The 13,018-nt window shown below is 32.5% G+C and carries 10 protein-coding genes and 1 tRNA gene; 5 read left to right on the forward strand and 6 right to left on the reverse strand.

Going from position 1 to position 13,018, the window contains the following annotated elements:
* Positions 1–44: 44 nt before the first annotated feature.
* Positions 45–2,150 (reverse strand): DNA helicase RecQ, encoded by a 2,106-nt coding sequence (gene recQ / locus BLT84_RS12005; RefSeq protein ID WP_091266066.1) that lies wholly within the window; start codon positions 2,148–2,150, stop codon positions 45–47.
* Between the two features lie 182 nt (positions 2,151–2,332).
* Here recQ and corA point away from each other — a divergent pair, with 182 nt between their 5' ends.
* Both corA and BLT84_RS12015 read left to right on the forward strand, forming a co-directional pair.
* Positions 2,333–3,433 (forward strand): magnesium/cobalt transporter CorA, encoded by a 1,101-nt coding sequence (gene corA, locus BLT84_RS12010; RefSeq protein WP_034892570.1) that lies wholly within the window; start codon positions 2,333–2,335, stop codon positions 3,431–3,433.
* A gap of 38 nt (positions 3,434–3,471) precedes the next feature.
* On the forward strand, positions 3,472–4,608 hold the full coding sequence (locus BLT84_RS12015) for a lactonase family protein (protein WP_091266069.1): 1,137 nt from the start codon (positions 3,472–3,474) through the stop codon (positions 4,606–4,608).
* A gap of 162 nt (positions 4,609–4,770) precedes the next feature.
* Here BLT84_RS12015 and BLT84_RS12020 read toward each other — a convergent pair whose 3' ends face one another.
* The 5 genes from BLT84_RS12020 to BLT84_RS12040 form a co-directional block, all read right to left on the reverse strand.
* On the reverse strand, positions 4,771–5,229 hold the full coding sequence (locus BLT84_RS12020) for a GNAT family N-acetyltransferase (RefSeq protein ID WP_091266072.1): 459 nt from the start codon (positions 5,227–5,229) through the stop codon (positions 4,771–4,773).
* Positions 5,226–5,396 (reverse strand): hypothetical protein, encoded by a 171-nt coding sequence (locus tag BLT84_RS12025; RefSeq protein WP_157717933.1) that lies wholly within the window; start codon positions 5,394–5,396, stop codon positions 5,226–5,228. The genes BLT84_RS12020 and BLT84_RS12025 overlap by 4 nt, the downstream gene beginning before the upstream one ends.
* Before the next feature lie 76 nt (positions 5,397–5,472).
* Positions 5,473–5,546: transfer RNA gene (locus tag BLT84_RS12030), tRNA-Arg, on the reverse strand.
* A 271-nt stretch (positions 5,547–5,817) separates the two neighbouring features.
* Positions 5,818–6,462, reverse strand: coding sequence for a deoxyribose-phosphate aldolase (deoC, locus tag BLT84_RS12035; RefSeq protein WP_091266079.1), 645 nt, complete (start codon positions 6,460–6,462; stop codon positions 5,818–5,820).
* A gap of 102 nt (positions 6,463–6,564) precedes the next feature.
* Entirely contained in the window at positions 6,565–7,041 is a 477-nt protein-coding gene (locus BLT84_RS12040) for a hypothetical protein (RefSeq protein WP_091266083.1), read from the reverse strand.
* Between the two features lie 324 nt (positions 7,042–7,365).
* Between BLT84_RS12040 and BLT84_RS12045 the strand changes: the two genes are divergently transcribed.
* From BLT84_RS12045 to BLT84_RS12055, 3 genes are all read left to right on the forward strand, one after another.
* A complete protein-coding gene (locus tag BLT84_RS12045) occupies positions 7,366–9,006 on the forward strand; it encodes an FAD-dependent oxidoreductase (RefSeq protein ID WP_091266086.1) in 1,641 nt (546 codons plus the stop codon).
* Positions 9,007–9,274: 268 nt separating this feature from the next.
* On the forward strand, positions 9,275–12,091 hold the full coding sequence (locus BLT84_RS12050; protein WP_091266090.1) for a PAS domain S-box protein: 2,817 nt from the start codon (positions 9,275–9,277) through the stop codon (positions 12,089–12,091).
* A 9-nt stretch (positions 12,092–12,100) separates the two neighbouring features.
* Positions 12,101–12,484, forward strand: coding sequence for a response regulator (locus tag BLT84_RS12055; RefSeq protein ID WP_091266094.1), 384 nt, complete (start codon positions 12,101–12,103; stop codon positions 12,482–12,484).
* Positions 12,485–13,018: the final 534 nt, after the last annotated feature.

A 13,018-nucleotide genomic window follows, 5' to 3' on the forward strand; every position in this document is an offset into this window, starting at 1 on the left:
CTTACTCGTCTTCGCTCGAACTGAAAGTTTACATTGTGAATTTTTTAATTATCTTCTTTTTCCAGAACTGTCAAGGCAAATCTTATAGTCCAATAATCTAAGGCTTCATTAAAATGCTCGTAATAAGGTTTTAGTGTCTTTGGATCTTCTAGTGTCACTTTAGCTTTTTTCACCGCATCTAGATCTGCTTTGGTTAGGAACTTGTGTAAATCGATATCTTTTCCATCTGCATAAAGTTTTGCCAGATGAGAGTAAACAGTAGTACTAGCTAATTCTCTCTTTTTAGAGATCTCTTCTACACTTAGCCCTTCATTATAAAGTTCATAAGTAACAAGGTGCGTATTCCCTTTTTTAGACTTTTTTTTTTGTCTTTTCTCTTTACTAAATGCTATTATTTCCTTGATAAATTGGTATCCATAATCTTGCATTTTCTTTTGCCCTACACCGTTAATGGCCATAAAATCTTCATCGGTCATTGGTCGCTGTTTTTCCATTTCTTTTAAAGTGGCATCATTAAAAATAAGGTATGCCGGAATATCTTCTTCCTGGGCGAGTTTTAAACGAAGCTTTCTCAGTTTTTCAAATAAAGAATTATCAGCTTTTTGCGTTTTCTTTTCTCGAGTTTCCTGAATTTCCTTTTGATCTGGAATATGTGCCAATTGCACTTTGGCCTTTTCGAACAGCACATTCTTAGCCAAAGGAGTTAGCTGAAGGTGATTGTGTTTATGAAAAGCAATTTCTATATATCCAATATTTATAAGCTGAATTATATATTGCTGAAGATCTCTCCAAGATAAATCTTTAGCTATGCCGTAAGTAGACAGTTTATTATAATTTTTCTGAAGCACCGCTTCATTTTGTGCTCCACGAAGGATATCTATAATTACCGATATTGGTTCTTTTCCCTGTAATCTATAGATACAGGATAATGCTTTTTGAGCAAGGATGGTTCCATCAAAGAACTTTGGAGGATTTCTGCAAATATCACAGTTTCCGCAATCTTCTTGTTTGAGTTCTCCAAAGTAGCTTAGCAAGATCTTTCTTCGGCATGTTAATGCTTCAGAATACTGTTTCATCCTATCTAGCTTAGCCAATTGTACATCTTCATTCCCGGAGTTGGAGGCAAATTTTTGTAATTGTAATACATCCGCATAACTATGGAATAACATAGTGTCTGATGGTAAGCCATCTCTTCCTGCACGACCAATTTCTTGATAATAGCCTTCTAAATTCTTGGGCATGTTATAATGTATTACCCACCTAATATTAGATTTATCTATCCCCATACCAAAAGCTACCGTGGCACAGATAATCTGTTTTGTATCATTGATGAAATCGTCCTGGATCTTGGTTCTTTCATCATGGCCTATCCCGGCATGATATGCTTCTGCTTTTATTCCTGAAGCTTTAAGTTTAGAAGCTATTTCTTCTGTAGTCTTTCTGCTTAAACAGTAAATAATGCCACTTTCGTTTTTTCGACCTTCAATAAAATCCTGAATTTGATCAAAACGCTTTATTCCTGGACGAACATCTAGACTTAAATTTTTCCTGTCAAAAGAAGCAATATGTTTCTTTGCATTTGGAATATTAAGCTGATTGCATATATCCTTTCTAGTTGCTTTATCTGCAGTAGCTGTTAAAGCAATTATTGGAGTAGAGGGGAAGCGATTCTTTAAATATCCAAGCTGAGTGTACGCTGGTCTAAAATCATGACCCCAGCTAGAAATACAATGTGCCTCATCTATAGCGATTAAACTTACTTTTCCGTCACTTAAAAATCTGTCTATAACCTGAAGACTTTCTGGAGCTACATATAATAATTTTAAATGATTGGTATCTATTTGATGAAAGATCTCTTGTTGCTCTGTTTCAGACTGACTGCTATTTAGGAATGCGGCCGGAACTCCATTGGCGGTAAGACCATCTACCTGATCTTTCATTAACGCAATTAATGGGGAGATCACCAAGGTAATTTGTGGCAACAAGATTGCTGGAAGCTGGAAACAAATAGATTTTCCACCACCGGTTGGCATAATCACTAAATTGTCTTTTCCCTCAAATACCGAATCTACTATGGTTTTTTGTAAAGGTCTAAAACTATCATATCCAAAATATTCTTTAAATGTGCTTAAAAGTTTGGTCTCTTCCATAATGCAAAAATAGGAGTTCCTTTTCAAAATAATCTATACAGACATCAGAGTTTCCTAGCTATTTTCTAATTGTTTAAGTATCAGATTTAAAGTAAATAGAGAACCAATATAAAACCAAGAACTAATCATCGTCTAACCTTATAACATGAAAATGTTTTATACTTTTATAGAAATTTAATTTTATGGCTAAACGCAAAAGGCATTTGCTACGTAGACCTAAATCTACCAAAGCGCTAAATCAAATGCCGGGAACGGTTACGTACATTGGAAGAAAAGAATCTGCGGAGACCAAACTGGATGTTATAGATTATAACAAAAAGAATTACGAGCGTTTTAGCTCCAGCCATCCTGAAGACGCCTTTAAATTTGAGAACAAGGAAAATAATACCTGGATTAATATTGATGGGTTATATAATACCTTAGAAATTGAAAAGCTGGGGAAGTATTATGAACTTCATCCTTTAATTCTAGAAGATATTGTAAACACCAATCAACGACCAAAAATAGATGAATATGAAGATTATATCTTCGTGGTGGTAAAGATGCTCTATTTTCCTAAAGACAGTGTAGATAAAGATAATAAAGATCTTGTGATAGAGCATCTAAGTCTGGTTTTGGGAAAAGATTATGTACTTAGTTTTCAGGAAGCTAATGGAGATGTATTTGATAGTATTAGAGACAGATTGGTGAATGCCCAGGGAAGAATTAGAAATAACGGTACAGATTATTTGCTCTTCTGTTTATTAGATGCCATTATAGATCAATATTTTGAAGTTATAGATCATATTGGAGATAAAATAGAAAATCTAGAAGATGAACTATTTCAAGCTCAACCTAATGATGATATTACTTTTGAGATACAGGAGCTAAAAAGAACAATTTTAAGAATTAGAAGAGCTGTATTTCCATTGCGAGAGGTAATTAGTAGATTAGAGAAAATTGATAGCGTTCTAATAGAAGATAAGACTCGCAATTATATTAGAGATCTTTATGATCATACCATTCAGGTTTCTGAAAATATTGATATTTATAGAGAAATGACCTGGGGATTAATGGATATGTATATGACCACTATATCCAATAAAATGAATGAAGTGATGAAGGTACTTACCATTATGGCCACTATCTTTATTCCATTAACGTTTATTGCAGGTATCTATGGGATGAATTTTGACTATATCCCAGAGCTTCATTATAAATATAGTTATTTTGTTCTTTGGGGTATAATGATCACTATATTTCTATTAATGATCATCTATTTCAAACGTAAAAAGTGGCTGTAAATTCAGCTAATATTAAGATCCTTTAAATTAATAATTCAATGAAAATTTTTAAAAGCAGTTACATTTTTGCAGTTGCATTTGCTATTTATTCACAAACTACATATTCACAGGAAAATAAAATTTTAAATTGGATGTATGTTGGAAGTTATACCGAAGATGAAGGATTTGTAGATGGGAAAGCGGAAGGAATCTATACTCTTCAACAAAACATACAGAATGGTAAACTTACTTTAGGCTCAACAGTAGCTAAACTTAAAAATCCAAGTTTTGTGCGCGCATCTACAGACGGCAAGTATCTACTTTCTGTAAGTGAGCTTAATGATAAAGAAGCGGAAAGTGGTTTCGTTCTTTCTTATAAGATCAATAAAGATCATAGCTTAACCAAGATCAATCAACTTTCTACACATGGTTTTGCTCCTTGTCATATTGAAATAGATAAAACCGGAAAATTTGCCTTCGTTTCCAATTATATGGGCGGAGTTGTGATGATGTATGAGATAGAGGAAAATGGAAATCTGATAGAGAAACAGAAAATAGAACTTGAAAATCCTAAAGAATCTCATGCACATTCAGTTAATATTACTGCAAATAACAAGCATGCTTACATAGCAGATCTAGGAAATGATAAGATCTGGATCTATAATCTGGATGCTCAGAAAGGTACTTTCTCTAAAAATGCGCAGGAGTTTGCAGAAGTTGCAAATGGTGCAGGACCAAGACATCTATCTTTTTCTAAAGATGGAAAGTTTGCTTATGTTATGAATGAATTAAATAGCAGTATAAGTACATTCCAAGTATTAGAGTCTGGCGGACTTCAATTGCTTCAAAATATTTCGTCACTTCCTTCTGGATTTATAAATAATAATTCTGGAGCAGAGATACATTTGCATCCTACAAAAGATTTTCTTTACAGCTCGAACCGAGGAGCAAACAATATTGCTGTTTTTAGAATTAATATTGAAAATGGAGAATTAAGTTTGATAGCTCACACTTCAACAGAAGGAAAAACACCACGCAATTTCAATATTTCACCTGATGGGAATTTCTTATATGCAGCAAATCAAGATTCAGGAAGTATTAGTTCTTTTAAAATAGATTTAGAAACAGGAATGTTGAACTCTTTAGGGGAAGTATTAGAGGCAAAGACACCTGTTTGTTTAGAGTTTGTAGAATAATCTCTAATATTCGCTTAAAATTATTTCAAGATAAGAATTGTGTGCATTATATCAGAATAAATTAGCCATTTAAAATGGCTAATTGAAGCTTTTAAAATTTGAATTTGGAAAACTACATGTTCACATTAGAGAATGATGCAACAGTTGTAAGCCTATTTAACTTCATTTTTGAGGGGCCAATACTTTTTCAAAACAAACGCTTGTGTTAAGACCTTTATATTGCTCATAATTGGGAATTATTAGATATCCTGCTTTCTTATAAAATCCTAAAGCTGCTATCTGGTTAATTCCTGTTTCCAGCACACATTTAGTAAATCCCGATGATCTTGCCCAGGATTCCAATTCAGTTAGAATAGAACCTGCTATACCTTGACTGCGATAGTCTGGTACTACAAACATTCGCTTAATCTCTACTGTGTTTTCATCAAATCTTTTGAAAGCACCGCATCCAATACGTTTATCATTCTTATAAGCAACAATTACATTCTTGATTAGCTTCAGATTGTTAAACTGATTGTAGAAGCCAAAATCTTCTCCATCTGTAATTCTTAAGCTTTCATCTAATAAACGGATAAGATTTAAGAAATCTTTATTCTTGGAATTTGTTTTAAAAAGTTTCATGATTTATAACCAAAACCAATTTTACCAGATATAACGGTAATCACTCCAAATCCAACTAATGCACCCGCAAAAAAGTGAAGAATAGAATTATCTGAAAAATAATGTATGCTAATTCCTAAAATTAAACAGCATGCTGCTAGAATTCGAAATTTAGTAGTGTTTCTCATGCCATTAAATTTATTAAAAAACATTAAAATTTGAGCATAAAAAAAGCTCCTAAAAGTAGGAGCTTTAATTAAGAAGTGATCGCGCCAGGATTCGAACCTGGGACCGCCTGCTTAGAAGGCAGGTGCTCTATCCAGCTGAGCTACGCGACCTATTTCGCGCTGCAAATATAGTTGACTTTCTCGGTAAAACAAGACTTTTTTAAAGGAAAATTATTTTTTTTATAGCTTGAACTTCTAATTACTTAATATTCAGAACTTACGAGTTGAAAAAAAAAATTAATTTTTTTAAGCTATTTAAATCGATATCTAATTTTTGGTAAAATTATAAGGTCTCACTCAAGTTTTATAGGATTTATAGGCTTTCATAGAATTGCTATCTGATATTATTTTCAAAATGTTATATAGCAAGTCCTTATCACCGCTATTGCGTTTTTACTATTTTAACGCCAGAGCTGGTACCAATTCTGCTCACACCTAAGCTTATATATTCTTTTGTAGTTATGGCATCTCTAATACCTCCAGAGGCCTTAATTTTTGCCTTTCCAGCTACTGCCAAGCTCATAAGAATTATATCCTGAATACTCGCGCCATTTGAGCCAAACCCAGTAGAGGTTTTAACATAGTCTGCTTTAGCATCTACCGCAGCTTTGCACGCTATTTTTTTCTCTTCATCTGTAAGATAACAGGTTTCAATAATTACTTTAAGAACCTTATCTCCAATTGCTTTTTTTAGATCTCTTATCTCTGAAGTAACCTTATCTATTTCTCCAGATTTTAACCAACCTATGTTAATAACCATATCAATTTCATCTGCACCGTTCTTTAAACATTCTTCTGCCTCAAATATTTTGGCTTTAGTGGTCATGGCGCCGAGCGGGAAACTTATTACTGCAGCTATTTTTATATCTGTTTCTCTAAGAATTTCTTTACAGAAATTTACATGAGAACCATTAACACACACGGCATAAAAATTATATTCCTGAGCCTCAATACAAAGGGTCTTGATTTCTTCTTGGGTTGCCGTTGGCTTAAGAAGGGTATGGTCTATATATTTTTCTAAGTTCATAAGTTTTCTTTTAGGATTTTATTAAATATAATTTAATAAAAAAAGCCAATCAATTTAAGATTGGCCATAAGGTTAACATTAATATAGTATCGCTAAATTAGTTTAACGGCAATCTGTTCTGGTTACAATGGCATTAAGACCTAAAGCAGTATCTCCACCTTCTATCACTGCCTCCTTATCATTCAAAATAATTTTTAGAGAAGTAGAATCTTCACGTCCTTCTTGAGTAAATATATAATTAGCAGTCACTACATTGTCTTCTATAGTTCCACGTATACTACCTTTTCTTTGATCTTTAAGTGCGGGTCTCCAATTGTAAAATCCTTCCACATTCTTACCTGTTATATTTAGAATTAGCTCTAAAACATCTTTTTTGGAAGCATCGTCTTTATAAGGTTGCTCATTTAAATAGCAGTAAGTTCTTTTGATTTCCGCTTCAGATTCTAATTTAGATTTAGTAAATGCCGGATTTTCTTGATCTATATTTTTTAAAGAATCTTCAGGTTTAGATTTATTACAGCTTAAAATAGTTAAAGCCATAATTAGGAGAAGTGTGATTTTTAAAGTAGGTATTTTCATAGTAATCTGTCCTAAAATATGGTTCAAAAAGGACGTGATGAAGGTACTGCTTTTTGAAATATGTCAAAATGAATTGATGTTGAAAACCATCATTCTTAACATTAAAATCATTTAAAAATTTATAAACAACTAGTATTCAGTATATTATATTATTAATTTATTGATATTCCAAATATAAATTTTAATAGTATTATAAATTTATATACTTTTTGAAATAATAAGAGAACTAATTTTATGTTTTGAAAGAGAAAATGATTTTCATATATTTTAAGAGAGAATAAAACACATTTAATTTAAGTTGCAGTCATTAAAATTTATTTGATTATGGAATCTAAAAAGAAAGATATTGCAATTATTGGCGGAGGAATTTCAGGCTTAGTTGCTGCATTTGAGCTTAGTGAAAAGCAGGATCTAAATATAACCGTGATTGAAGGAAGTGACTCGTGCGGTGGGAAAATGAAAGGATTCTATAATAAAGAGAAAGATCTCTTCGAAGAACATTCTATACGTGCTTTAGCATCAACTTATTTTGCGCTTTTTGATGTTTTTTATCGTGCAGGAATTTTAGGTACTCTTACAGCAGTAGATACCTATATCTTTTACGAAAGTAAAACCGGTAAAAAGGTAGCTGTAGATAGAACAGAACCAATAAAATTAGAGACATTTAAGGATTTAGTAAAGACGTTTGATCTGTCTTTAATTGATATGATGACACTTGCAAAGAAAATAGCTCATCATACCAACGCATCTCAAGAAGAGCGAGATCAGCTCGCGTACAAAAATGCCGGAGATGTTATTGGAGTGGAAGACTTTAACGATCATACCAAGCAATTCATTATTAACTGGTTTGGGATTTTAACGGGAGCTAGAATGAAAAGTAAAGCTGTAGATATTATGGATAGCTTTTTACTTATGTTCTTACCTATGACGGAGAGTCCGCATTTGCCACCTGGTAAAAAGTCTAAATCTTATTGTTTTAATCGTCCAACATCCGAAGTTGTAAAACTCTTGGTTCATAAATTAGAACAGCGTGGAGTAAAATTTATTTATAACACCAGATTGACCAACATAAGACATAATATAGCAACAGATAAAGTAGTTTTAACAACGCAAAATCATTGTGCCATTAACGAATTTGATGCATGTATTATGGCAGTACCTCATGAAGTTATGTGGAAGGTAGGCTTGCTTCCGGAAATCAAGAAACCTTTTGATGACGAATGGTCTTTTGGAACGCAATTTCTTATGAAAGATATTCCTGAAACTTTTAAAGATTTTACAGGCAAATCTTATAATTTAAGTTTTGATGCTCCCTGGAATATTGTATTTCAAATCCAACATCAGGATGGTTTCTGGAAAAACGTGGAGTTTCCAAGATCCTATCCTTATAATTTATCGGCTACCTGTAGTTCTCCCTTTAATAAAGGTTCCTTATACGGAAAACGCTTTATGGAGTGCACACCTTTAGAAGCAAAAAATGAGATCTTGTATCAATTAGGAATTACCTCAGCATCAGAAAGAGAATTAATGATGAAATATGCTAGCATAGATTCTATATATCTCAAATACACAGAGAACTGGGAGGATTACTCTTATTTGGAGACTGCATCTTTAGGAATTTTACAAGAGAATGGAAAACGATGGGTAGATCTTTCTCAAATTTATGTGAGATCGGCAGGGGATGAAGAAGTTTCTGTGACTACTGCTACAAAAGGAGTTTTTCTTGCAGGAGAAGTAGTGAGTGTTCCGGGAAAATGGAAGATACCAACTATGGAGCAAGCAGCAATGTCTGGAAAACAAGCTGCTCAAGAGGTATTTGGATATATTAATTTTAAAAGATCTGTAAATATGGATCATGCTACTCTAGAAAATACAACCAGCTTTAAATTAATGGAGGGTGTATTAAGCGGATTGACCGCATTAGCTAAACTTGTTCCTACACAAAAAGGTTCCAAAAATCATTAGACATTTCAAATTTCAGTATTCTCTAAATTTTTGAATGTATACTAGATGAAAGTAATTAAAATAGAGTGTTTAAATATATTCAATCTGCTTTTCTTATAAAGTGAAATTGAATGATAAAATTATTAAGGAAACTTAATTTTATGTCGAAATAATGCAACGCCTTAAACAATTCATAATTTTTTTATTATTATTGAACATTGATAAATAAGTAGTAGATTAAGAACTAATTTGATGTTTAAAGTCTGTTACTAGAATAATCACTCATTTTATGAGCAAATCTCATTTCCCTAATATTTTTCTTGATCAAAATAAAGATCCTATATGGATGATCGATTTAGATTACCGATTGATTTACGCTAATCAACGATATTTAGACATAGTAAGAAATATTACTGGAAAAGAACAACAACTTAATGAAACGGCTTTTATAGAAGACTTTGATGAGAATTATACCATAAAATGGCGACAGTACTACAGAAGAGCTCTACATGGAGAAGCTTTTGAGATTGAAGAACACTACTCTCTGCCAGATACCAATGAAATTTATTACGGCCAGATTTCATTTGAGCCTTTATTAGGTGATGATGATAAGCTTTTTGCAATAGCTTGCCAATCTCGCGATATTTCAAAGATTGTTAAGCACAAATCTGAAGTTAATCAATTAATAGATGCCTCTTTAGATGTATTTTGTACGGTAAATGAACAGGGACGTTTTGTATATATAAGTGGAGCTGCATTAGATATTTGGGGCTATACGCCAGAAGAACTTTTGGGAAAACCTTATAAGGATTTGATAATGCCGGAAGATCTACTTGAAACTAAACAAAAACTTATTTATATTCAAGAAGGCCAAACTGTAACAGCTTTTAAGAATAGATATATAAAGAAAAATGGGGATATTGCTTACAACCTTTGGTCTGTAAAATGGGATCCAGCATCCAGGCTATTCTATTCTACGGCAAGAGATGGTAAAGAGATCATGGAGCAGGAAGAGAAGGTCCAACAAAGTGAGCAACGTTTTAAAGCTTTGGTACAAGAAGGTTCAGATCTTATAGCCATTTTAGATGTTCATGGAAATTATAAATATGCAAGTCCTACAAACTCTTCAATAGTAGGGATTTCACAAGAGGAATTTCTCTCCAAAAATATAATAGATCTTATTCATCCAGGTGATAAAGAAAAGATTTTAACCTGTTTAAAAAAGATCAAGGTTGAAAATAAATTAGTTTTAGACACTTTCCGAATTCAGAATCATAAAAAGGAATGGCGTTGGATAGAAACAGTTTTTACCAACATGTTAGATAATCCCGCCGTAGAGGGAATTGTTTCAAATTCTAGAGATATTACCGAAGAAAAGATTTTAATAGAACTTAATCAACAAACCAGTCAGTTAGGTAAAATTGGAAGTTGGGAAGTTGGTTTTTTAAATGATGAAATCTATTGGTCTGAAGAAGTTCACAAATTGCATGAAACAGATCCTGAAAATTTTACTCCAAGTGTTTCTAAGGCTATAGATTTCTATCGTCAAGATTTTAAGGTATTTGTAGAAACTACAATTCAAAAATGTATTGAAACCGGAGAGCCTTTTGATTTTGAGGCCGTAATTCTTACCACTACAAAAAAGGAGCTGTGGGTACGTGTAATTGGAGCTGCAGAGTTTGTAGATGAGAAATGTAAGCGTATTTATGGGAGTACTCAAAATATCAACGATAAGAAAGAGGCAGAAATTAGACTTAATTCTTTGGCAGATAACTTACCTGGAGTAGTATTTCAGTATCTCATCTTTCCTGATGGCTCAGATAATTTCAAATACATAAATAAGGGTTCTCAAGAAGTATGGGGATTTCCTGCGGAAGATTTAATTAAGAATTCAAGATTGATCTGGGATGGAATTATTGCAGGAGGGGAGATTAAAAAAGTAAGAAAGAGTCTTGCACTTTCTATAAAATCTAAATCTAAATGGACTACCAGATTCAAATATATAATGCCCAATGGGGAAGTTCGAATTCATTTATGTAATGGTACGCCAATATTTTTAACAGATGGTACAATTCTTTTTAATGCGGTTATATTAGATGTTACTCAAGAAACAAAAGATGAAAAATTATTAGAGCTTGTTACTAAAATTGCAAGAATAGGTAGTTGGGAACTAGATTTGGTAAATCAAACAGGAGATAACATGTATTGGTCCCCGATGCTGTTCGAAATTTTAGAAATAGAAGATAACTATAATCCTACGCTCACCGGAGGGATAGAATTTCATATAGGAGAGAGTAGAGAAAGAATAAAAAAAGCAATAGAACATCTCGTTGAAGATGGAATTGAATTTGACGAAGAGATCTTATTGCGCACAGCTAAAGGGCATAAACGCTGGGCCAGAGCTATAGGTAAATGTGACAAAGTCCATAATAAACGCACCAGAATATACGGAAGTTATCAGGACATCACAGAGCGTAAGAAATCTGAATTAGAAAATAAATTTAAAGCCAATCTATTAAGTACTATAGGGCAAGCTGCAGTTGCAACTAATATTGAAGGAGAAGTTACCTATTGGAACAGGGCTGCAGAAACTATTTATGGTTGGAAAATGGAAGAAGTATTAGGAAAAAATATTATGGAGCTCACAATTCCTGATACTAATGCTGAACAAGCTACAGTTGTCATGGAAATGTTGAAAAAGGGTCAAACTTGGTCTGGAGAATTTGTAGTTCAAAGAAAAGATGGTTCTAGTTTTCCGGCTCTAATTACCAATTCTCCAACCTACGATGAAAATAATAAGTTATCTGGAATGATAGGAATCTCTTCAGATATTACTCAAAAAGTGAGATATGAGAAACTCTTAGAAAAACATACTCAAGAACTTGAGCGCTCTAATTTAGCTTTAAAGAAAATAGCATGGACACAATCTCATGTGGTACGTGCACCTATAGCCAGAATATTAGCGGTTATTAATTTATTAGAAGAGCAACCAGAGAGTTTTGACGAGATTTCATTTTGGTTGAAGCAATTAAAAATCTCTACCCATGAGATGGATGCTATTGTTAAAAAGATAATAACAGAAACTTATAGCCTGGATCAAGAATAGATTAGCTTAATGAAAAAGAAAATTTTTATAATTGATGATGATCTTATCTATAGGATGATTGTCGCTAAAACCATAAAAAGTATAGATGAATCTATTCTAATTTTTGAATGCGATAATGGAAAAGAAGGATTAGAAAATCTGCAGAATTTAGAAATCAATAGTAATTTTGAAATTACTATTCTACTAGATATAAATATGCCTGTTCTTGATGGTTGGGGATTTTTAGAAGAACTTAGAAATTCTACATTATATGATGATACTAAATTTTCTATCTATTTGGTGTCTTCTTCTACAGACAAAAGTGATATGTTGAAAAGTGAAGAACATGATCTTTTAAAAGGCTTTTTCAGTAAACCGTTACGAAGAACAGATATATATAATATTTTGAAATAGTCTTTTTTTTCTGAATGTTTTATTATCTATGACCAGTACCTTGAGATTGAATTTAAGAATGGTGAAATTGAAAGAATCAATAATAACTTAGAATCAACTATAAAATCTATAATTACTTTTAATATAAAAGGAAAGTAAATAGCGCTAATAACTAGTATTTTTTGAACTAGTAGTAAAATTATAAAATCAAAAAAGCCTTGAACTTTTGTTCAAGGCTTTTAGTGGTCGGGGTGGCAGAACTAACTTGCCACTTGACAATATTTTAATAACCAGACACTTAGTCTATTTCAATAAATCGAGGTAACCGAATAGGTAACCTTTGCACCGATTTTATCCGTGAGAACAAAGATATATGAATATCTTAAACTAAAAAACAATAAAAAGATTCAAATTTTATTTGTTGTCTTTTTTTGTGTGCTAATCCTTTAGCATCTGAATACTTTCTGTATAATTATGAAAAAACTAAAAGCTTGGGCAAAAAAGTTAAAGCAACAATTGGTGCTACTGCATTTGGCCTATAAGTATAAAAGAACA

The sequence above is a fragment of the Gillisia sp. Hel1_33_143 genome (assembly GCF_900104765.1).
In the GTDB taxonomy this organism is placed as follows: domain Bacteria; phylum Bacteroidota; class Bacteroidia; order Flavobacteriales; family Flavobacteriaceae; genus Gillisia.

Coding starts and splice junctions, on each gene's coding strand:
- recQ (WP_091266066.1), bottom strand. CDS start 2,150: ATGGAAGAGACCAAACTTTTAAGCACATTTAAAGAATATTTTGGATAT.
- corA (WP_034892570.1), top strand. CDS start 2,333: ATGGCTAAACGCAAAAGGCATTTGCTACGTAGACCTAAATCTACCAAA.
- BLT84_RS12015 (WP_091266069.1), top strand. CDS start 3,472: ATGAAAATTTTTAAAAGCAGTTACATTTTTGCAGTTGCATTTGCTATT.
- BLT84_RS12020 (WP_091266072.1), bottom strand. CDS start 5,229: ATGAAACTTTTTAAAACAAATTCCAAGAATAAAGATTTCTTAAATCTT.
- BLT84_RS12025 (WP_157717933.1), bottom strand. CDS start 5,396: ATGAGAAACACTACTAAATTTCGAATTCTAGCAGCATGCTGTTTAATT.
- deoC (WP_091266079.1), bottom strand. CDS start 6,462: ATGAACTTAGAAAAATATATAGACCATACCCTTCTTAAGCCAACGGCA.
- BLT84_RS12040 (WP_091266083.1), bottom strand. CDS start 7,041: ATGAAAATACCTACTTTAAAAATCACACTTCTCCTAATTATGGCTTTA.
- BLT84_RS12045 (WP_091266086.1), top strand. CDS start 7,366: ATGGAATCTAAAAAGAAAGATATTGCAATTATTGGCGGAGGAATTTCA.
- BLT84_RS12050 (WP_091266090.1), top strand. CDS start 9,275: ATGAGCAAATCTCATTTCCCTAATATTTTTCTTGATCAAAATAAAGAT.
- BLT84_RS12055 (WP_091266094.1), top strand. CDS start 12,101: ATGAAAAAGAAAATTTTTATAATTGATGATGATCTTATCTATAGGATG.